Raw genomic sequence first — 20,634 nt, 5'->3', positions numbered from 1 at the left:
ATAAAAACCGCTACTCACATGGTAATTTAATGATTTAACTTCATAATATGGGTGCGATTTTCGATCAACTTCGCCTGATATTAACGAAAAAGGTAGCAATTATGACATGGCAAGTATCTGAACTTATTCCACTACTCAGTGAACACGATGGCTGGAAAGTTGAGGCTAAAGAGCAAACACTGATCGTCAGAAACGAAGACAACATCGAAGCATTCCTCGCTGTTGCAGGCGAACAGATTGTTGTAGAAGTCTTACTCTTTGCTGAATCACAAGTAAACGACGTAGCAGCACTGAACGATGATATTCTTCGTACCCATAAAATGTTCCCACTGTCTACCATCGGGATCAACGCCATCGACGGTACCAATTACTATGTCGCTTTTGGTTCACTGTCGTCACAATCAAAAGCTGAAAGTATTGTGATTGAAGTCGCTACTCTATTCCGTAATGTTGAAGCTTTCATCGAACTCTATCAAGACCATCTTCAAGAGGTTGCATAATGAGCGTCTGGAAAAAACTATTTACTGCCATTAAAGGCGGCGTTAACGAAACAGCCGAAAGCGTGGCTGACAATCAAGCCCTACGCATTCTTGACCAAGAAATCCGTGAAGCGAAGCAAGATCTCCGCCGTTCAGACGAAGCTTTAGTGAGCATCGTTGCAAAACGCAAGTTGTCACAACAGAAAGTTGAAGCCTTTAATAAAGGCATCACTGAATATGAAACCCATGCGCGTGGCGCAATGGAAAAAGGCCAGCAAGATCTTGCACTTGAATGTGCCCAAAAAGTCGCGACGCTCCGTAACGAACAACAAACAGAGCAGACTTATCTCGACCAATTTATGACATCCGAACAACGTATGCGCACCAATATCAGTCAGGCAAAAGATAAACTGCGTCAGTTAGAGCAGCAAGTTGATGTCGTGAAAGCAAACGAAGCGGTACAAAAAGCGCAGTCTGCCGTTTCATCCACCAATGTCGGTGCCAATGCCAAAATGCACACTGCTGTTGAGTCACTTGAGCGTATCAAACGACGTCAGGACGAAAAATCAGCGCAACTTGAAGCTGCCGCTGAAATGGCGGAAGAACAATCTGGTAGCAGCCTTGATAAAAAACTAGCGGAAGCGGGGATCACTTCGGGCGGCACGGCCTCTGCCGAAGATGAGCTCAAGCGTATCCTTGGCCAGTAGCGATTAAAGATATCAGCAGTTATCATCCACTAAGGAGATATTGATGCCACTCTGGCTTATATTCCGACGCTGGGCTGCGGGTCAGTTTCATGCATTAAGTGGACGTAACCTGCTACTGATCATCCTCGGTTATACCGTAATCAGCTATGCACTGCTCACTCTCTCGGGTGAGCAGGCCTTAGTTCAGTCTCCAACCGACTTCATCTACTACCTTATTGTTACGGCGTCGACCGTTGGCTACGGAGATATGTCGCCAGCCTCAGTCTCTGGTAAATGGGTTGTTATCTTATTTATCATCCCCGGAGGGCTGGGGCTCTTTGCCGTCACCGTGGGGCGAATAGCGAGTATTTTACTTGATTACTGGAAACGGGGCCTGCTAGGCAAACGGAAAATTACTTTGAAAAATCATATCCTTGTTCTAGGCTGGAATGAACAGCGTACCTTGCACCTAATCAAAATGCTGCAGTATGAAGAGAAAGGCAAACGAGCAATTGTACTCTGTGTTCGCCGAGAAATGGAAAACCCTCTTCCAAGTGAAATCCAATTTGTCCGCGTACCAAGCTTCACAGACCATCAAGGTATGTCGAATGCAAACATTGAAAATGCCAGCTGTATCCTGATTGATAACCCGGAAGATGATATTACATTATCTGCCGCTCTCTATTGCGCTAACCGTAATCCCAACGCCCATGTGCTCGCCTATTTTAATGATGAAGCCCTTGGTAAGCTGCTTAAACAGCACTGTCCCAACGCTGAATGTATTCCCTCGGTTGCGGTTGAAATGCTAGCAAAAGCAGCCGTTGACCCTGGCTCAAGTGAACTTCATCACGAATTACTCAGCACCCATCATGGGATGACGCAATATGCCGTCATCTATCCTGATAATGCACCAGCCACAACCGTTAACCAATTATTCCCGGTCTTCAAGCAGCACTATGATGCGATTCTTATCGCCATTGATAGCGGCAACGGGGTTGAGCTAAACCCACCATTAGATCGTGAAGTGTTGGCTGGTAGCAAGCTATTCTATATAGCAGATGAGCGTGTAAATAATTTCAATTGGCAACGTAACTAGTGCTGCATCAAAGCATTGGAGTGACTATGTTTGACTGGTTTAAAAAGAAAGCTGACACCCCGCCCCCTGTTGAAAAGGGACCTGAATTTCTGGGTTTGCGCCTTGGTGGTGCCTTTGAACTTGATGATCTAAAACTCAAGTTAATCGAACCTCAACTCACCATCGAAGGGGCATCAAGAACACAACTAATCAAAGCAGTTGGTGAGATACAATTAGATGAACAAACCCGTTTAATCCGCTATTACACCGATGATGATGGATTTATTCAGATCCTAACTCATGGCGAGTCCGAGGCCGATATCAGCGAAGTAAAACTGTATTATTTCTATGAATCACAACCCATTGATACCCCCGCACAATGGCGGCAACTGCTTGATCATAAAATTGTTCAGCCACAATGGGAACTCGACGGGCATCTCTTTGACAAAGTATGGGACAATAGCCGTCCTGTTGCCATGACCGAAAAAACCTGGCTGGAAAACGGTAAAATCACTCAAACCGATCAATTCGTGATGATTTACGAACGTGATTGCGGTGATGATATTTTTGAATCACTACTGATTGCCGGTGAAGAGAAAATCTACCAAAACCAAGCTGAACGCTGTTTGGCGATGAGTACCGGTTTCGACTTATCACCGACCGATTTTAAACTCATCGGCTAACCCTTTTTAATATCAATAACCAATGGAACAAACATGGAAGTCTTAACCAACTCACTTGCTGGCCTGGGTGCCTTTTTACTTTATTTTTCCTTATCACTCGTCTTTTTACTGCTGTTTAAATTTGTCTATGTCCGTTTCACGCCACATGACGAATGGAAACTGGTTAAAGAAGAGCAAAATATTGCGGCCGCTATCGGTTTATCAGGCTCCATCATCGGCTATTGCCTAGCGATTGCCAGTGCAGCCAGTAACTCTGTAAACCTGATCGATTTTGCGATCTGGGGCGTCATTGCCCTACTGGCGCAGTTAGTCGCCTTTGCGATTATGCGTTTTGGCTTCATGCCAAACATTGTTAAGCGTATTGAAGCAGGTGAAATCCCAGCCGGGATCATCATGGCAGCCACCGCCATTGCTGTCGGCCTGCTTAATGCTGCCTGCATGACGTACTAGGGGAGTTGCCATGAAACGCAGTAAGCATGTCGTTCTTGCCAGTATGCGTAAAAACTGGCGGCCAGTGTCAATGGTACCTGTTACCGTTGTACTTGCCAGTACCGCACTATCAGGCTGTAGTGAACCCACAAAAAGTGCCTCCATCTACAAAGGCCTGAATGACTGCATCAATGATAATCCTAGCTACGCCGAGGAATGTCGTTCCGCCTACCAATTGGCTTTGCAAGACGCAGCCCGAACCTCACCAAAGTACAAGACGCGTGCGGATTGTGAGATGGAGTTTGGTATTGATTCTTGTACGCAAGCCCAAGGCAATAATTGGTTCATGCCTGCCATGGCGGGTTTTATGTTTGCCCGGATGATCAACAGCCACAATGGCTATTACTCACAGCCTATGTTCAATTCAAGCTACCCATCAAGCCGCTATTATGGCCATTGGATCACGGCTGATGGCTATGACTATGGCCGCAGTGGTTACAGCAAAACCAAAGTGCGAGTCACTAAAGATCAAATGAAAGCCAAGCCGACAATCAACCGAACCATTTCTCGGGGGGGATTTGGCTCTACCGTGTCAGCCAAATCCAGCTGGAGCAGCAGTCGGTCGTCAAGCAGCAAAAGCGGCTGGGGCGGATAATCGGCCTTTTACCTACTGTTACACACCACATAACAAGAGAGCCGCCAATGCGACTCTCTTGTTTAGCTATGCGGCCTACTCTGGCAATGTTGACTCATACGGGTCACTGAAAATGGGATTGGTAAGAAATGCGTCATCGGTTAGGGTCTCAAGAAAAGCAACCAATGCATCCTTCTCCTCTTGACTCAACCCCATTCTCAACGGCCTTCCGCCGACCCGTCCTGATCGGGTTAAATCCGGGCTTAAATTAGGGTGAGGTTGAATCCCACTATTATAAAACTCCACCACATCTATCAGCGTCGATAAGCGACCATCATGCATATAAGGCGCTCCCACCGCAATATTTCTTAATGACGGCGCTTTAAAGAACCCGCCACTCGCCCCCTGATCAGCTGCACCTCGTCCATCCAACCCATTTACATGGGCTTGATCCATCGTATGGGCAGCCGTTTGGTGACAAGAAACACATCCAAGTGAGTCTTGCGCCCCTCCGGGATAGCCAGAAAACAACCGATGACCCAGCATCTCCTGCTCAGTATATACGGCAGCAAAATCAGGGTTATCCCGCTCTCCAGCAACAAATGCCTGATCATATTTCGACTGATAACTCACCATGGAACGGATAAACTGAGCCATGGCCAACGAAATCCGCTCACTGGTAATGGCCTCATCACCAAATGCCTGTTCAAAGAGTGCTGGATAAAAGCTGGTCAAACCGAGTTTGACCTCAAGATCAAACAAATTCATTCCCATTTCAACGCCATCCTGAATCGGCATCAATACCTGCTCTTCTAAACTATCAGCTCGCTCATCCCAAAAGAATTTCCCATTTTTGTAGTACGTCGCATTGGATAAGCTCATTGAATGTCGGCCTGTTTTGCCCCCCTCAAATCCATCACTGAATATCTTTGGATCGGTAAAACCATGTTGCTGTATATGGCATGATGCACAGGCTGTCGTATTATTGGCCGACAGTCTCACATCATAAAATATGATCCGACCAAGATTGGCCCCCGCATTGTTTACTCGATTACGAAATGGCGTGTTATTTTGTGAATCAACATTACCAAAGGGTGATGTTATCTGAGTGTAATGCTTAGGCTGTGCCGCCAGATAGGCCTCGTAATCATAACTAATGGACAAATCGGGTAACGGTAACCCATCAATATCTAACAGGGGCTCGGGCTGTGGTTGAGGGGGATCATCAACAGGTGGTGTCTCAATGTCCGGCACTGGTGGTTCAGTCTCCGGATTTTCAGGGATAATGACACTATCATCGACAGGTAATTCAACTACGGGCTCTTCCCCTCCGGAAGGTGAGATTACACTACCGGTTTCAGATGCGTCTTCACGGCAAGCCGTGACCGACGCCAATATGGCGACCGCCAAAATATAGCGAGAGGTATTCATCAAACACTCCAAACCTAGCCAACTTAGGTGTTTATGGTTATTAAATCCTGACAGTGATTTATTTTTATTCTGCCTTTGTTATCACACTAGCAGTGGGGAAGGTTCTTATTTCTGACTAGTGAGATAAAAGCGAACTATAGCAGTGAGTTAGCACCAGTCGATTAACTCAACAATCCCAATATCGCCTTGGTATATGAAAATGATATTAACTGCTGTACGCGTCATTCAACGACGATAACTACTGATTTCACATCATTATATTTAGTGCAACACAACGTTGACTCTCTCCTCTGCCACTCATCGAGACGACTTCTGGGAGTACGCTATAATTTTCCAGTAAAAAACCATTTACAGTACAAAGCATGGCGAGAAATACGCACCGGACTGCAGCAAAATATTGCACTTTCACGCACACCCTTTATCTACCTCACAAAGGTAAATAACGATGTCAGATAAAATGATTGTCGGTTGGCGAGAAACCCTTAGCTTACCCAGTCTCGGCATTAATCGTATCAATGCTAAAATTGACACGGGTGCCAGAACCTCATCTCTTCATGCCTTCAAATGCGAAGAGTTCACCAAAAATAATGTGCTCTGGTTACGTTTTTGGACCCACCCAGAACAACACCGCACTGATATAGTACAAACTTGTGAAGCCGAAATTATCGACCAACGCGCGGTCAAAAGTTCAAGCGGCCAAGAAGCTCATCGCTACGTCATCAAAACGACCATGACGCTGGGAGGTCAGACCTGGCCCATTGAAATAACTATCGCCAATCGCGACAAAATGGCCTACCGAATGCTACTTGGGCGAACAGCAATGCATGGCCGGATCATCGTCGACCCTGAACAATCATTTTTAATAGCTTGCGAGGAGAGCGATACATGAAAATAGGCATACTATCGCGTAATCAGAATTTGTATTCATCAAGCCGCCTGATTGAAGCTTGCGAAGCCCGCGGACATAAAGTCAAGATCATTGACGTGCTGCGTTGTTACATGAACATCAATTCTGACCGGCCACAAATTCATTTCAAAGGGGAAGAACTCTCTGACTTTGACGCCATCATCCCGCGTATTGGTGCCTCGGTCACTTTTTACGGCACCGCCGTGTTACGTCAATTTGAAATGATGGGGGTATACCCCGTCAACGAATCAGTGGCAATCACCCGTTCACGCGACAAACTCCGCTCGATGCAACTCCTGTCACGTAAAGGCATCGGCATGCCAATCACTGGCTTTGCCAGCAAACCTGACGATGTGAAAGATTTACTCAATATGGTGGGCGGCGCTCCTGTCGTCATCAAGCTGCTAGAAGGCACGCAAGGTATTGGTGTGGTTTTAGCTGAAACCCTCAAAGCTGCAGAAAGCGTTGTTGAAGCCTTTCTTGGCTTGAAAGCCAATATTATGGTACAGGAATTCATTAAAGAAGCAGGCGGAGCAGATATTCGGTGCTTCGTGATTGGCGATAAAGTCATTGCGGCCATGAAGCGCCAAGGAGCCAAAGGCGAATTTAGATCGAACCTTCATCGTGGCGGTACCGCCTCTCTGGTTAAAATCACCCCGGAAGAACGCCGTACCGCAGTTGCGGCATCAAAAATTATGGGGCTGAATGTCGCAGGGGTGGACTTACTCCGATCAGCACGCGGTCCGTTAGTGATGGAGGTCAACTCATCACCGGGGCTGGAAGGGATAGAGAGCGCAACCGGTAAAGATGTTGCAGGGATGATTGTTGAATTCATTGAAAAAAAAGCGGCGAGTAAACGAACAAAAACCCGAGGTCAGGGTTAATATAAAATGCGTCTTCAAATCCAATGCCAAGGTGTTGTGTAACCCATTTACGCACAACACCTTCTCCCCTCATCCGCCAGATCGTCAACAGCCTACTCACCAACATATCACATGGAAAATTGAGACAAATTACACTCATTTTAATCTCAATTTATTTAATCGTTTTAAGCATCCCGTTTAACGGGTAATAACCGACTCACCACACCATAAAATACTTTGACCACTAATCATTAAATACTATTAAACCCACTCACTGCTCAACAGCAAGCCTATATTAATAGCACCGCAAAACTTCACATTGTTAGTGAACTAAGTATATAGTTGAGTATATTGAGGTGTTTTTAGCAAAAAATTTTCACTTTTTTATTGATCTAGGTACGTAGACACTATAACTCGCATTGATTTTGACACCTCATTTGTTTAGTGTTCTACATACTTACTTGTGAGTGAATTGTTAATGGATCGACGCCAAGGATGATATTAAATGGCTGCCATATTAGAAGTACAGAACCTCTATAAAGTGTTTGGGAGTAAGCCCGATGCTGCTTTCTCTCTTATCGATAAAGGATTAGATAAAGATACCATTTTTAAACAAACCGGACTGACTGTGGGGGTGCATGATGTCTCTCTCAGTATTGATGAAGGCGAGATTTTCGTCATCATGGGGCTATCTGGTTCCGGAAAATCAACACTTGTCCGCTTACTGAATCGATTAATTGAACCGACCAAGGGCAAGGTCTTGTTCAGAGAGCGGGATATTGCCCATATTTCAGACCAAGAATTGCGAGACGTCAGACGCAATAATATCTCAATGGTGTTCCAGAATTTTGCCTTAATGCCGCACATGACGGTCATTGAAAACACCGCATTTGGATTAGAGTTAGCCGGTATTGCCCTTGAAGACAGGCAGCAGTCTGCTCGTTCAGCATTAGAACGGGTTGGTCTGGCAAATCATTGTGCATCATATCCTGATGAATTATCGGGGGGGATGAAACAACGAGTCGGATTAGCAAGAGCCCTCGCTTGTGATCCTGATATTTTATTGATGGATGAGGCCTTTTCAGCGCTCGACCCATTGATCAGAACGGAAATGCAAGATGAACTGATCCGCTTACAGAATGACGATAAGCGTACCATTGTCTTTATCTCTCATGATCTTGATGAAGCAATGCGGATTGGCGATAAAATTGCCATTATGCAAGATGGCGTCGTCGTCCAGGTTGGCACTCCCGATCAAATCCTTCATCAGCCTGCCAATGATTACGTACGTTCGTTTTTCCGCGGGGTCAATGTTGCGACAGTCCTCTCTGCGAAAGATATTGCCCGTAAAAAACCTGTCGCCGTCTTTAAAAAATCAGAACTTGACGGTCCCGCATCGGCTCTGCAACTGTTGATGGAGCATGATCGTGACTACGGCGTAGTCGTAGATAAAGCCAATAAATTCTCAGGCATTGTCTCACTCGAATCGTTAACACAAGCACATGATGAACAACGTTCTTTGTCCAGTGCTTTACTGCCTGACTGCCAGTATCTTTTACCCAATACCCCCATAAACCAGCTGATCAGCCACGTTGCCAATGTGCCCTATGCCGTACCCGTTGTGGATGAAGATCTCAACTACTACGGCGTGATCACCAAGTCTCGATTATTACAAACATTAGATAGGGAATAACACATGGGTAAGGAAACAACACCGCCAAGTGACTCATGGAGTCAAACCGAACAGTCGGCAGATCCATGGTCATCGACATCTTCGCCAGCCTCTGGGACAGAGAATGCATGGCTGGCTGAATCCGAGATCACACAACCCCCCTTCGATTGGCAAAACCCTTTCCAAGAAGCCCTGATCCCATTTGACCAATGGGTCGATACGGGGCTGAGCTGGATGGTCGAACATGGTCGCCCGATCTTTCAGGCTATTCGCGTACCTATCGATTTTATCTTATCCACCTTTGAGTCAGGGCTCGTCTTAACGCCTGCGCCAATTATGTTAATGCTACTCTTTTTACTGGCCTGGCAGTTTTCGGGATTAAAGCTGGGCTTGTCGACATTGGCTTCCTTACTGATCATCGGGTTAATTGGTGCTTGGTCTGAAGCGATGACCACCTTGTCGCTGGTGATGACCTCGGTATTCTTCTGTTTGCTCATCGGATTGCCCCTGGGGATCTGGCTGGCCAGAAGTTCAATGGCAGCGAAAGTGATCAGACCAATACTGGATGCCATGCAGACCACACCAGCATTTGTCTATTTAGTACCTATCGTAATGTTATTCGGGATCGGTAACGTACCCGGCGTCGTTGTCACAATCATCTTTGCCTTACCTCCTGTTGTTCGCTTAACGATTCTGGGGATACAACAGGTCCCCGACGAATTAATCGAAGCTGGACATGCCTTTGGTGCCAGCCCAAAGCAAATGCTTTATCGGATTCAATTACCGTTAGCAATGCCCACCATCATGGCAGGTGTTAACCAGACCTTAATGCTCTCACTTTCGATGGTGGTTATCGCATCCATGATCGCGGTTGGCGGTCTGGGTCAGATGGTATTACGGGGCATTGGTCGGCTTGATATGGGACTTGCCGCAGTGGGGGGATTGGGCATTGTGATTATGGCTATTTTACTCGATCGGCTTACCCAAGCGTTAGGTGCTAATTCTCGTAATACAAAAAGTAAATGGTATCACCACGGGCCAGCAGGCTTTGTATTAAAACACAAACCATCTATTAATAATGACAACAAGATTGGAGAAAACGCATGATTGCTTCATGGAAGAAGACACTAACATTAAGTGTATTAGTTTCAGCAGCCTGTGCCACAAGCACTGCATGGGCAGAAAAGCTCCCCGGTGAAGGGATCACAGTACAACCATTACAGTCAACCGTCGCAGAAGAGACCTTTCAAACCTTAATTGTCAACAAAGCACTGGAAGCATTAGGCTATACCGTTAAAGCGACAAAAGAAGTGGATTATAATGTCGGTTACACCTCCATTGCAGAAGGCGACGCGACTTACCTAACAGTCGGCTGGTTCCCACTCCATGCGGATAAATTCACCATGGCGGGTGGTGACGAGAAGCTTTTCCGTAAGGGCCACTATATCAGCGGTGCCGCACAGGGCTATTTGATCGACAAAAAAACCGCTGAAAAATACGGTATTACCAACATGTCGCAGCTTACCGACCCCAAAATTGCCAAACTGTTTGATGCCGACGGTGATGGTAAGGCTGATCTAACAGGCTGTAACCCAGGCTGGGGCTGTGAGCGGGTCATCGAAGCACATCTGACCGCATATAAATTGCGCGATACTGTCAGTCACAATCAAGGTAATTACGCCGCTATTATCGCTGATACAATTTCGCGCTATAAGAAAGGCTCTCCTGTTTTATATTACACTTGGACGCCTTACTGGGTTAGCGGTGTTCTCGTTCCGGGCAAAGACGTTACTTGGCTTGAAGTACCGTTTTCAGCCCTACCCGATGAGCGTAAAAACGTCGATACCACCCTGCCAAATGGCAAGAATTATGGGTTTGAAATGAATTCAATGCGTATTATCGCTAATAAAACATTTACTGACGAAAATCCTGCTGCTGCAAAATTATTTGAAATCATCAAACTCAACATCAATGATGTCAGCGCCCAAAATATGATCATGAGTCAAGGTAAAAATTCATCAGCAGACATTGAAAGCCATGCAAACGCTTGGATCAAATCGCATCAAGCCACCTTTAACACATGGCTTGATGAAGCAAAACAAGCAGCTCGCTAACGGCGATTTACACATAAAAGACTTAAACCAAAAGCAGACACACATAAGTGTCTGCTTTTTCTTTAATAAACATACACCCAAGTTACCTCAAGATGCAGGATTCAGAGTGATCTCAGCGCAACCACACTCATCTGCCCACCATTATCTTGCGATTTAAATTATGTTGTTCTACGGCTTCATGGCATTCACTACCTTTGAATACCTAGACAATGTTTCATCCGCCAACTCATACACATTCTTTCTGTCAGATAGTGACCTTTTGTCAAATGATCAGGTGAACAATAATAAATTTATGATGTGAGTATACATTTATTAGAAATAACGAATGACATAATTTCAATTTTCGCCGAATTTTTAATTTCAGTTCACATAACTTCCCACCCACTAAATAATTTCATTTCGCATCGCAGATGCATACCATCCCATATTTATTGGCGTTCATGCAGCCCCTTTGATGGTTAACTTTATTGGCCCACCGTCATCATCTTCCTCGCAGACCAACAGGACACTTTAGTTAACTATAATTCAAGATTATGATTCATTTACAATACTATCTTGCTCTCTCCACTTAAAAAGGATAAGAAAAATCAGATCGAAATCATGATTTACATTGTAAATAAGATATAAAAACAACAAAAATCGATCTAGATCACTATTCAAAGATAAAGACATGTCAACAAGTTCACTTTACTGACCTTTTGGACATAGGTCACATTATTGAACTGTATGATCGGTAAACTAGCATGCATACAATTACTGATGATACACACAACAATAGATAATTAACTATTGTTAACTTAATACAGATATAAACAGTACTATCTCTTTGAACTTCGAGAGCGATCTCTTTTCATTATAATTTATTTTATCGATCAACAGCTTGTGGTTACACAAATAATTCATCTGATGAAACAAAAACAGAGAAAATATATACGAGCTGCTCTGTAAAAAACGATTAAACATTTATTTGCCAAACAAATATAAGAAGGCACCATGGACGTAAAAAATAAAAATGTATTTTTAGGGTGGGTAGCAGCAATATCTGTGGCTGTAATTTGGGGGGTAACTGGCGTCGTATCAAAGCCGCTGTCAATGGCGGTAGATCCCATGACATTGGTGTTTTTCCGGTATGTCACGGCTGTAATTGGTTTAACTGTTATCTATTTTTTCACCTCTAAAAGTGAATCACTCAGCAAAGATTTAGGCGCAAGTTTAAAAATAGAGAAAAAAGACATCGTAAAAATTGCCCTGTGCGGCATTATTGGCCAAGGCGTTTTCTCTTTATTTAATTTCCTTTCCCTCTCCCACATTGGTGCAACTGAAAACGGTGTGATCCAAGGCATGCAGCCTTTCGCCACCGTTTTCTTTGGCATGATGTTTATGCATTTTAAAATGAACAAAATTCAATGGGGCGCCTTCATTGCATCTGCACTGTGTATCTACGCCATGAGTGTAGGGCCAACAACAGTGGTTGAAAATGGTAACTCACTACTGGGTTTTGCTTATGTGACTATTTCTATGTTGTCACTGGCCTGGACGGCCTATCTACGTAGTAGCCTTGCTGAAAAATACGGCTCTGTCGTATCAATGCTGTATCAATATATCTCGGTCGCCGTACTTGGAGTATTTGTCGTAATCGCGATGGATCTTGACCTCTCTCAGATCAATATCATTCTATCAAGCCCACTACTGATCAGCCTGCTCATTTTCCTTGGCATGGGGATCTCTGGGGGTAGCTACCTTATCCAACTTTACTCATTCAAACAAATCGGTGTAGAAAAAGCGACCATGGCACTGAACCTAATGCCATTAGTCGGTTATTTGGTTGCAGTCTTCACATTGGGTGAGGAGATGGTACTAAGTAAAACTATCATCGTTTCGCTGATTGTTGTTGCCCTGTACGTATTTACTAAATACGAAACGAAAGTTCCCGTCAGCAAAGCCCCAGAGCTTAACGCACAAGAAGCCTGATTTTAGCGCCATATAAGAACAACGGTCTGACGCAAGAAACAATCTACACTCTGATTAAACGGCATATTTCGGTATGCCGTTTCTATTTCACCGCCTCACTCTCTCCCCTTCTTCGCCTCCTATTTACCCCAGTTACTACGCCTTCTTATTGAGTAAAATGCTCTGCATTTTGTAACATTGCAGTTAACTATGAATAGATTTGAAAATCCATTAATTTAGACCTCAAAGCATTTTTTGACTTTATTTATAGTTAACAATATGTGATAATTGTCACATATCTGCAGAGAAAGGCGCCTATAGCTTGATTTTCAGTTAGCTAAGATGGGCATAATAATGAAGGAAATTGATTAGGGCTCAAAGGATATGTATCAATCTATTATCACACCCACACCAAAGGTTAAAAATCCAGAAAATGGAGACACGCCTGGTTCGAAATGGACGTTTCGTGAACCGACGGTTACCGATGGCGATGCGATTTACAGCCTAATCGCGAATTGCCCCCCATTAGATACCAACTCTTCATACTGCAACTTTCTCCAATCCACTCACTTCAGCAAGACCTGTGTTCTCGCCGAGCACAAAGGCGATATTGCAGGTTTTATTTCGGGTTACCAAAAGCCCAACGAACCCGATGTTTTATTTGTCTGGCAAGTCGCCGTCTCCCCTCGCTTTCGTGGCAATGGCCTCGCAATGCGTATGCTTACTGCTCTTTTAAAGAGGGAGGCCCTCACAAACGTACAAGCCGTAGAAACGACCATTACTAAAGAGAACGATGCCTCATGGGCGCTATTTAAAAAACTCGATGCTAAACACAATAATCGAGGGGTCGTATCAACGTTTTTAGATGGTGAAGCACATTTCAAAGGTAAGCACGATACGGAACACCTGTATCGAATCCCATTAAATAACTCTCAATAATTAGGAATCATAAACGGCCTTATCATGGATATTTTCAAAAAACAAGAATCCAACGTACGCTCATACTCAAACAGCTTTCCGGTTGTATTTCAAAAAGCCAAAGGCTGCTGGCTAGAAACCAACAATGGAGATCGTTACTTAGACTTCCTTGCCGGCGCCGGATCACTGAATTACGGACACAATAACCCCGTCTTAAAAGAAGCCTTGCTTGATTACATTGGAATGGATGGCATTACCCATGGTTTAGATATGCATTCCAATGCTAAAGCCGACTTTCTTAGCGCATTCAGCCGCTACATTCTCGAGCCAAGAGGCTTAAACTACAAAATGCAATTTACTGGCCCAACCGGGACAAACGCTGTTGAAGCGGCAATTAAATTAGCAAAGAAAGTTAAAAATAGAAGCAGCATTGTCGCCTTTACCAACGGCTTCCATGGTTGTACAGCGGGTGCACTTGCTGCTACAGGCAATCAACACCATCGTCAGGGAGCAGGTGCTAGCCTGAACAATGTCACACGCATCCCATTTGAAGGCTATGCCGGTATTGATGGCTTAGCGTTATTTGAAACCATGTTATCTGACAACTCCTCCGGTATGGATAAGCCTGCAGCAGTACTGCTCGAAACCGTACAAGGCGAAGGCGGCCTCAATGTCGCCTCTGACGAATGGCTACAGCGCTTAAGTAAGATCTGTAAGGTGCACGATATCCTTATGATCGTCGATGACATTCAGGCGGGCTGTGGCCGTACAGGCACATTCTTCAGCTTTGAACCCGCGGGCATTACCCCGGATATTGTCACACTCTCAAAATCAATCAGTGGGTATGGCTTACCGATGGCGGTGGTGCTACTCAAACCTGAACTTGATATTTGGAAACCCGGAGAGCACAACGGAACATTCCGTGGTAATAACCACGCCTTCGTAACGGCTGCAACAGCTCTGGAAATCTACTGGTCAAACCGCAATTTTGAATCCCATATTCAGCAATGTTCAAAGCAAGTCAGTCTCGTCATCCAGCGTTCCATTAAACGCTTCCCCGATCTGTTTGTGAAACAGAAAGGCCGCGGCATGATGATAGGCATTGAATGTAAGCATGATGATATCTCACGCGATATCGCAAAAGCGTGTTTTAAAAATGGCATGATCATTGAAACCGCAGGCCCGAATGATGAAGTCGTGAAGTTTTTCTGCCCACTGACCATCACGGCAGCCGAGCTTGAACAAGGACTCAATATTTTCGAAGGTGCCGTTGAATCTATCGCGGCAAAGTACTTCAAAAAAGCATCTTAACAAGGAAGAAATGATGATCGTAAGAACACTCGATGAGTGCAAAAATAGTGAACGACGTGTTGTCTCGGATAACTGGGAAAGTGTCCGAATGTTATTGAAAGACGACAACATGGGGTTTTCTTTCCACATCACGACCATTTATGAAGATACAGAAACCCATATTCACTATAAAAACCATCTGGAATCCGTTTACTGCATGAGCGGTGAAGGCGAGATCGAGGTCGTAGGCGGCGAAACCTACCCGATTCAGCCTGGTACTCTGTATATTCTAGATAAACATGATGAGCACTACCTGCGAGCTTACAAAAACAAAGAGATGGTCATGGCCTGTGTTTTCAACCCACCGATCACTGGGACGGAAGTACATGATGAAAATGGTGTGTATCCGGTTGTTGAGTAACGGGTTCTAAGTGGGGTCTCGCACCCCACCCTCAGCCATATTCTTTTCTTTTAATCATCAAAAAGGCTTCATCATGACTTATACCGTAGAAAAAATCGGCGGTACTTCAATGACTGCATTTGATGCAGTGCTCGACAACATTATTCTTCGTCCGGAAAATCGCTATAACCGTGTCTTTGTGGTTTCCGCGTATGGCGGCATTACTGATGCGCTGCTGGAATGTAAAAAAACCAGCAAGCCCGGCGTATACCAGCTGATCGCTAAGCGTAATGACAAATGGGAAGAAGCACTCGCTTACGTTGAAGAGCGCATGCTGCTCACCAATGAATTCATCTTTGCTGATCCGATGAACCGTATGCGGGCCGATACCTTTATTCGCTCGCGCATCGCAGAAGCAAAAACCTGCATCACCAATATCCTTGAAACCTGCCAATACGGGCAGTTTACCCTGCGCCACTACTTACCGCAGATCAGAGAGTTTCTTTCTTCAATGGGTGAAGCGCACAGTGCCTATAATACTGCGCTGAAACTGAAAACACTGGGGGTTAATGCCACCTTCGTTGATCTCTCAGGCTGGGACACTCAGACCCCAAAAACCCTCGATGAAACCATTGGTGAAGCATTTAGTACGATTGATGTAAGCAAAGAACTGCCGATTGTGACGGGCTACGCCTACTGTAAAGAAGGGCTGATGACCACCTATGACCGTGGTTACAGTGAAATGACCTTCAGTCGTATCGCCTCTCTGACCAAAGCCGATTTAGCTATCATCCACAAAGAGTACCACCTGAGCTCGGCAGACCCACGTGTTGTTGGCCAAGACAAGGTGCTGCCGATTGGCTACACCAACTACGACGTCGCCGATCAGCTCGCTAATTTAGGGATGGAAGCGATTCATCCCAATGCCGCAGCAGGGCTTCGTGAAAATGGTATCGAACTGCAAATTAAGAATACCTTCGAGCCTGAACACAAAGGCACATTGATTTCGGCAGGTTACAGCCCCGAAACAGATAAAATCGAGATCATCGCCGGTAAAGAGAAAGTGTTTGCCCTGCATGTATTTGATCAGGCGATGGTCGGTCAGGTTGATAATGTCAGCTATGATCTGATGCAAATCATCGCCGATACCCGCGTCAGCTTAGTTGGAAAAGAGATGAACGCCAACTCCATCACCTACTATTTGGGCGGCAGTACCGACAGCCTGAATAAGGTGTTATACAAAGCGGAGAAACTCTATCCAGCTGCCTCAATAAAAGGCCGCATGGTCGCGTTGATCTCAGCCATCGGATCACAAATTGACACCAATAAAACGTTAGCTAAAGGGGTACTGGCATTAATGAATAATGATGTCACCCCTGTTGCACTACACTCATCCATGCGTAACGTTAACGTCCAATTTGTGGTCAATGACAAAGAATATGAACAGGCTATCTGCGCACTGCACCAAGAGTTCTTTGAAGCGAAAATCAATGCCAAGAAAGTCACGCAAGTGGCTTAGTTCCGCGCATTCATAAACGTGTAGAGTGCTTAAAACAACAAAAGGTCTGCTGCTGGCAGGCCTTTTCTATAACCAACAAATGTTCACAAACTTGCATGCTGAACATTCAGATCACCCACGTTACACATCAAAAAAATCATGCAGTTACGATAAATCATCTCTTTAGGGTTATACCCTCTAAAGTACAGACGTAAGATAGTACGTCTTATACCAGCTACATGACGTGTAGAACGGGATAAAAAATAAAGCTGCAAGGAAGCGGCACATAATCTCCTCTCAGACACTTTACGTATATTAAAAATCAAGAAAGAGGCCGTTCAGCTCTTGTTTATTCTTTTAATCTGCTCCATTAGGTGACTTAGGTATAGACCTATTACCTCTAAAACCTGATCAACATTCTGTCAACTTCAAAGCAAATTCTGATTTTGGATGCCTCTCATCAGCTGGCGTATATTTCAAATAACATTGTGGTATATCACCCTGCCCATAGAAATTATCGATCTGAGGAAAAACAAAGAAACCGCCATCAACATCACCTTCTATATTCAGGTGATGACTGCCTTTATTATTGTCGTCTAACGGATACACATCGATATTCATTAATGCCTTCAAGGCTTCTATCACAACATGATCCTTTCCTAACGCGAAATATGAGAACCATGGATAATGATCATATTCATCGATTCGAATATGCACATCATTAACAATCATATAACGACCATTACCGTCTTGAACGATATCGGCTGAGGGTAATTCTGTTTTTGCCGCAAAGAGGCTAAATGCCGACTCCATTGCCCCTTCCGTGGCTTCTAATACTGCGATCTTGGCATCACTTTGTATTCCCAGAAACCGTGGCGCAACGGTCACGGCCAGGATTCCTAAGATCACAATGACAACTACAAGCTCTATCAGAGTAAAACCATTGCGCTTCATTTCTCTCACCATGGACAAACAAGGTGTACAATTATGAAGCAATAATATCATGTGCTTGATAGTTTAAGGTTCAAGACGGTTAAGCATTTTCAAAATGTATTTTTCCATTTTTCTTTCGCTATGAATTTCACGCTAAAGGTATCCATACACTGGCCTCTTAGCGGATAACAAATAGCGAGATGATCCGGATCTAAAGACAAAAAAAGAGGCCTTTCGGCCTCTTTTTATCCATTATTCAGCATTGGCTTATTATCTCAAATGAGATTATAGCGCTTGCTCGCCTTCCCACACGATACGACGGTAACGTGCTGGGTTGGTGTCGCCTTCTGTGCTAAATAGCATTACCACAGAGTCTTCACCTAAGCCCATTTCAGCAGCCTGCTCGCGGCCAGCTTCTGTTGTCATCAGCAGGTATAGCATACCCATAGTGATAGCACCTGATTCACCACTGATAACCGCTTCGTCGCCTTTCAGTGGGTTACCAAGGATACGCATGCCTGTTGCCGCTACATTGTCTTCTACAGACACGAACGAATGGCTGCAATCACGCAGAATTGGCCAGGTTACTGGGTTTGGCTCGCCACAGGCAAGACCTGCCATGATAGAGCTAAGTGAACCTGTTACGTTAACCATCTCACCCACAAGGCCAGAACGGTAGATACAATCTGCCGCAGCCGGTTCACCGATGATTGCGTTGAAGTTACCAGCGCCTAGTCGGTCAGCCATAAAACCAAGCACACCACCCGCCATTGCGCCAACGCCAGCCTGTAGCATAACGTGTGTTGGCAGACCTTCTGTCATCGCTTCAGCTTGTTCAACCGCTTCGTCAGCCATGGTCATGTAACCTTGAGAGATCCATGTTGGGATCTGCTCGTAACCTTCCCATGCAGTATCTTGTACTAGCATCCAACCGTTTTCTTCCGCTGTTTTGTTCGCGAGGCGTACTGTGTCATCGTAGTTTACATCTGTTACGATGCATTCAGCACCAAGACCACGGATACGGTCAACACTTGCCTGAGGTGAACCCTTTGGCATGTAAACAACGGCTTTCTGACCCATTTCACGTGCAGCCCACGCAACGCCTGTGCCGTGGTTACCCGCCGTTGCGGTAGTGAACACCAGTGGTTTTTCTAGCTTAGATGCCACTGTTTTCAAATCGATTTCGCTGATGTCCATGTTCAGGTGTTCAGCCAATACTCGACCCAGTGCGTACGAACCGCCCAATACTTTAAATGCATTCAGACCGAAACGCTTTGATTCGTCTTTCACTAAAATAGCCTTCACACCTAGGTGCTTAGCCAAGTTAGGCAGTGATACCAACGGTGTTGGGGTGTAACCCTCGATCTGCTGGTGGAATGAACGAGTCGCAGCAGCGGCTTCTTTAGAAAATAGCGCGCTTACTTCGCCAGTGTAATTTGGGTTTTTAGATACTTTTAACATCGCGATCACTTCAGGCATAGGGGGGAAACAGGCAACCCGAGCAGGGGAACAAGGGTTACCAGATTAAAACAACGAATTACTTATTGATGTAAGCAATCGCTTCAACTTCAACTAACGCATCTTTTGGTAGACGAGCCGCTTGCACACAAGAACGTGCTGGAGCAACGTCAGTACCGAAGAACTCAGTGTACACTTCATTAAATGCGGCAAAGTTTTCCATATCAGAAAGGAAACACGTGGTTTTTAGCACGGTATCCATAGAAGCACCCGCTTCTTCAAGAATCGATTTCAGGTTAGCCAGAGACTGACGCGCCTGCTCTTTAATGCCGCCTTCAGCAAATGCCATGGTTGCAGGATCTAACGGTAACTGGCCAGAAGTGAAAACAAGATCGCTGAATGCCAATGCTTGTGAATATGGACCAATTGCTGCTGGAGCTGAATCTGTATGAATTTGTGTTTTCATCGTATGTCTCTTGCTATCCGTAACTATGACTTAAACTCGCGCAAGTACTTATAAATTGCGTGACGAGTGATACCTAACCGCTCCGAAACAATTGCTGTGGCTTCTTTTAATTCAAAGATGCCGTTTTCAAACAATAGCTTCGTGATGGCTTTGTTCTTACCTTTTAAATTGATAGAGGCATCATTCTCAATATCGGTAATAGCATGGTTAACTGCCTGATCGATAACATCCGTCGCACATGCGCTGAAGTTTTCACTCATACCAATATTGGCATGGCCCACTTCAGGCATCAGTGTTTTGATGATTTCAGGAAATGGGAATGACAAGTTCATATTGATACAGAACATGCCAATCGGCTTACCTTCTTCACCCGCAAGAATACAGGTGGTCGATTTCAGCAAAGAGCCATCTTTACTCTGGGTAAAGTAACTTTTTGGCGTGACCTCGCCCGTTTTTTCAAACGCACTCAGCATTCTCAAGCCCAAATCAGTGATTGGAGACTCAAGCGTCCGGCCAGTGTGATGTCCATTGACTATCTTCACGACTGATTTTTCAAAGTTCTCAAAGGAGTGGATCACCACTTCACTATGAGGACCGATAAAATCGGCAATGGTATCTGCTAACCGAAAGTACGAAGTGAGGATCTCTTTGTCCTTATCAGTAAATTTTGTTGACAGTGAATCAGAGGTCTTCATGCTTATCCAGGCCACTTTTGTTAACTTAAATTGACGATATTGTGATGCAAAGG

21 protein-coding genes are annotated in these 20,634 nt (G+C 44.8%); 16 read left to right on the top strand and 5 right to left on the bottom strand.

What is annotated here, in order from left to right; genetic code table 11:
• Nucleotides 1-101: 101 nt before the first annotated feature.
• The 6 genes from L4D12_RS06570 to L4D12_RS06545 are packed head-to-tail and all read left to right on the top strand — an operon-like array spanning nt 102 to nt 4,007.
• Nucleotides 102-500: a DUF2170 family protein gene (locus L4D12_RS06570; RefSeq protein WP_428447024.1), complete on the top strand. Its 399-nt coding sequence runs from the start codon at nt 102-104 to the stop codon at nt 498-500.
• Nucleotides 500-1,186, top strand: a complete 687-nt coding sequence (locus L4D12_RS06565) for a PspA/IM30 family protein (protein ID WP_428447023.1) — start codon at nt 500-502, stop codon at nt 1,184-1,186. Before L4D12_RS06570 ends, L4D12_RS06565 begins: the two co-directional genes overlap by 1 nt.
• Before the next feature lie 43 nt (nt 1,187-1,229).
• Nucleotides 1,230-2,261, top strand: a complete 1,032-nt coding sequence (locus L4D12_RS06560; protein WP_428447022.1) for a potassium channel family protein — start codon at nt 1,230-1,232, stop codon at nt 2,259-2,261.
• Between the two features lie 26 nt (nt 2,262-2,287).
• A complete protein-coding gene (locus L4D12_RS06555; RefSeq protein WP_428447021.1) occupies nt 2,288-2,923 on the top strand; it encodes a YjfK family protein in 636 nt (211 codons plus the stop codon).
• A gap of 33 nt (nt 2,924-2,956) precedes the next feature.
• Nucleotides 2,957-3,373, top strand: coding sequence for a DUF350 domain-containing protein (locus L4D12_RS06550; protein WP_428447020.1), 417 nt, complete (start codon nt 2,957-2,959; stop codon nt 3,371-3,373).
• A gap of 10 nt (nt 3,374-3,383) precedes the next feature.
• A complete protein-coding gene (locus L4D12_RS06545; RefSeq protein WP_428447019.1) occupies nt 3,384-4,007 on the top strand; it encodes a DUF1190 family protein in 624 nt (207 codons plus the stop codon).
• Nucleotides 4,008-4,082: 75 nt separating this feature from the next.
• Here L4D12_RS06545 and L4D12_RS06540 read toward each other — a convergent pair whose 3' ends face one another.
• The gene (locus L4D12_RS06540) at nt 4,083-5,417 is read right to left on the bottom strand and encodes a cytochrome-c peroxidase (RefSeq protein ID WP_428447018.1); all 1,335 of its coding nucleotides are present in this window, start codon (nt 5,415-5,417) and stop codon (nt 4,083-4,085) included.
• A gap of 445 nt (nt 5,418-5,862) precedes the next feature.
• On the opposite strand from L4D12_RS06540, the gene L4D12_RS06535 reads away from it, so the two are divergent.
• The 10 genes from L4D12_RS06535 to L4D12_RS06490 all read left to right on the top strand — a co-directional run bounded on the left by L4D12_RS06535 (nt 5,863) and on the right by L4D12_RS06490 (nt 17,050).
• On the top strand, nt 5,863-6,306 hold the full coding sequence (locus tag L4D12_RS06535; RefSeq protein WP_428447017.1) for an ATP-dependent zinc protease family protein: 444 nt from the start codon (nt 5,863-5,865) through the stop codon (nt 6,304-6,306).
• The gene (gene rimK / locus L4D12_RS06530) at nt 6,303-7,208 is read left to right on the top strand and encodes a 30S ribosomal protein S6--L-glutamate ligase (protein ID WP_428447016.1); all 906 of its coding nucleotides are present in this window, start codon (nt 6,303-6,305) and stop codon (nt 7,206-7,208) included. Before L4D12_RS06535 ends, rimK begins: the two co-directional genes overlap by 4 nt.
• A gap of 484 nt (nt 7,209-7,692) precedes the next feature.
• On the top strand, nt 7,693-8,880 hold the full coding sequence (proV, locus tag L4D12_RS06525; protein WP_428447015.1) for a glycine betaine/L-proline ABC transporter ATP-binding protein ProV: 1,188 nt from the start codon (nt 7,693-7,695) through the stop codon (nt 8,878-8,880).
• Nucleotides 8,881-8,883: 3 nt separating this feature from the next.
• A complete protein-coding gene (gene proW, locus L4D12_RS06520) occupies nt 8,884-9,966 on the top strand; it encodes a glycine betaine/L-proline ABC transporter permease ProW (protein WP_428447014.1) in 1,083 nt (360 codons plus the stop codon).
• On the top strand, nt 9,963-10,973 hold the full coding sequence (proX, locus tag L4D12_RS06515; RefSeq protein WP_428447013.1) for a glycine betaine/L-proline ABC transporter substrate-binding protein ProX: 1,011 nt from the start codon (nt 9,963-9,965) through the stop codon (nt 10,971-10,973). The genes proW and proX overlap by 4 nt, the downstream gene beginning before the upstream one ends.
• Nucleotides 10,974-11,966: 993 nt before the next feature.
• Nucleotides 11,967-12,944, top strand: a complete 978-nt coding sequence (locus L4D12_RS06510) for a DMT family transporter (RefSeq protein ID WP_428447012.1) — start codon at nt 11,967-11,969, stop codon at nt 12,942-12,944.
• 375 nt (nt 12,945-13,319) lie between these two features.
• Nucleotides 13,320-13,862 carry a diaminobutyrate acetyltransferase gene (gene ectA / locus L4D12_RS06505; protein WP_428447101.1) on the top strand — a complete coding sequence of 181 codons (543 nt, stop codon included), beginning with the start codon at nt 13,320-13,322 and terminating at the stop codon, nt 13,860-13,862.
• Between the two features lie 24 nt (nt 13,863-13,886).
• Complete coding sequence (gene ectB / locus L4D12_RS06500; RefSeq protein ID WP_428447011.1) at nt 13,887-15,152, top strand: diaminobutyrate--2-oxoglutarate transaminase; 1,266 nt, start codon at nt 13,887-13,889, stop codon at nt 15,150-15,152.
• A 13-nt stretch (nt 15,153-15,165) separates the two neighbouring features.
• Nucleotides 15,166-15,552, top strand: a complete 387-nt coding sequence (locus tag L4D12_RS06495) for an ectoine synthase (protein WP_428447100.1) — start codon at nt 15,166-15,168, stop codon at nt 15,550-15,552.
• 73 nt (nt 15,553-15,625) lie between these two features.
• Complete coding sequence (locus L4D12_RS06490; protein ID WP_428447010.1) at nt 15,626-17,050, top strand: aspartate kinase; 1,425 nt, start codon at nt 15,626-15,628, stop codon at nt 17,048-17,050.
• A gap of 390 nt (nt 17,051-17,440) precedes the next feature.
• Here L4D12_RS06490 and L4D12_RS06485 read toward each other — a convergent pair whose 3' ends face one another.
• From L4D12_RS06485 to L4D12_RS06470, 4 genes are all read right to left on the bottom strand, one after another.
• Complete coding sequence (locus L4D12_RS06485; protein WP_428447009.1) at nt 17,441-17,983, bottom strand: type II secretion system protein; 543 nt, start codon at nt 17,981-17,983, stop codon at nt 17,441-17,443.
• 264 nt (nt 17,984-18,247) lie between these two features.
• On the bottom strand, nt 18,248-19,423 hold the full coding sequence (gene dpaL / locus L4D12_RS06480) for a diaminopropionate ammonia-lyase (RefSeq protein WP_428447008.1): 1,176 nt from the start codon (nt 19,421-19,423) through the stop codon (nt 18,248-18,250).
• Between the two features lie 76 nt (nt 19,424-19,499).
• Complete coding sequence (locus L4D12_RS06475; RefSeq protein ID WP_428447007.1) at nt 19,500-19,886, bottom strand: RidA family protein; 387 nt, start codon at nt 19,884-19,886, stop codon at nt 19,500-19,502.
• Nucleotides 19,887-19,909: 23 nt separating this feature from the next.
• Nucleotides 19,910-20,581: a helix-turn-helix transcriptional regulator gene (locus L4D12_RS06470; protein WP_428447006.1), complete on the bottom strand. Its 672-nt coding sequence runs from the start codon at nt 20,579-20,581 to the stop codon at nt 19,910-19,912.
• Nucleotides 20,582-20,634 lie beyond the last annotated feature (53 nt).

Origin of the sequence: Photobacterium nomapromontoriensis (assembly GCF_050336815.1) — a bacterium.
GTDB classification, from domain to species: domain Bacteria; phylum Pseudomonadota; class Gammaproteobacteria; order Enterobacterales; family Vibrionaceae; genus Photobacterium; species Photobacterium nomapromontoriensis.
Note: the sequence above shows the minus strand (reverse complement) of the source record. Positions and strands in the feature narration are given on the sequence as shown.

Coding starts and splice junctions, on each gene's coding strand:
- proW (WP_428447014.1), top strand. CDS start 8,884: ATGGGTAAGGAAACAACACCGCCAAGTGACTCATGGAGTCAAACCGAA.
- L4D12_RS06535 (WP_428447017.1), top strand. CDS start 5,863: ATGTCAGATAAAATGATTGTCGGTTGGCGAGAAACCCTTAGCTTACCC.
- rimK (WP_428447016.1), top strand. CDS start 6,303: ATGAAAATAGGCATACTATCGCGTAATCAGAATTTGTATTCATCAAGC.
- proV (WP_428447015.1), top strand. CDS start 7,693: ATGGCTGCCATATTAGAAGTACAGAACCTCTATAAAGTGTTTGGGAGT.
- L4D12_RS06570 (WP_428447024.1), top strand. CDS start 102: ATGACATGGCAAGTATCTGAACTTATTCCACTACTCAGTGAACACGAT.
- L4D12_RS06490 (WP_428447010.1), top strand. CDS start 15,626: ATGACTTATACCGTAGAAAAAATCGGCGGTACTTCAATGACTGCATTT.
- L4D12_RS06550 (WP_428447020.1), top strand. CDS start 2,957: ATGGAAGTCTTAACCAACTCACTTGCTGGCCTGGGTGCCTTTTTACTT.
- L4D12_RS06475 (WP_428447007.1), bottom strand. CDS start 19,886: ATGAAAACACAAATTCATACAGATTCAGCTCCAGCAGCAATTGGTCCA.
- L4D12_RS06560 (WP_428447022.1), top strand. CDS start 1,230: ATGCCACTCTGGCTTATATTCCGACGCTGGGCTGCGGGTCAGTTTCAT.
- L4D12_RS06565 (WP_428447023.1), top strand. CDS start 500: ATGAGCGTCTGGAAAAAACTATTTACTGCCATTAAAGGCGGCGTTAAC.
- dpaL (WP_428447008.1), bottom strand. CDS start 19,423: ATGTTAAAAGTATCTAAAAACCCAAATTACACTGGCGAAGTAAGCGCG.
- L4D12_RS06510 (WP_428447012.1), top strand. CDS start 11,967: ATGGACGTAAAAAATAAAAATGTATTTTTAGGGTGGGTAGCAGCAATA.
- proX (WP_428447013.1), top strand. CDS start 9,963: ATGATTGCTTCATGGAAGAAGACACTAACATTAAGTGTATTAGTTTCA.
- ectB (WP_428447011.1), top strand. CDS start 13,887: ATGGATATTTTCAAAAAACAAGAATCCAACGTACGCTCATACTCAAAC.
- L4D12_RS06470 (WP_428447006.1), bottom strand. CDS start 20,581: ATGAAGACCTCTGATTCACTGTCAACAAAATTTACTGATAAGGACAAA.
- L4D12_RS06555 (WP_428447021.1), top strand. CDS start 2,288: ATGTTTGACTGGTTTAAAAAGAAAGCTGACACCCCGCCCCCTGTTGAA.
- L4D12_RS06485 (WP_428447009.1), bottom strand. CDS start 17,983: ATGAAGCGCAATGGTTTTACTCTGATAGAGCTTGTAGTTGTCATTGTG.
- L4D12_RS06540 (WP_428447018.1), bottom strand. CDS start 5,417: ATGAATACCTCTCGCTATATTTTGGCGGTCGCCATATTGGCGTCGGTC.
- L4D12_RS06495 (WP_428447100.1), top strand. CDS start 15,166: ATGATCGTAAGAACACTCGATGAGTGCAAAAATAGTGAACGACGTGTT.
- L4D12_RS06545 (WP_428447019.1), top strand. CDS start 3,384: ATGAAACGCAGTAAGCATGTCGTTCTTGCCAGTATGCGTAAAAACTGG.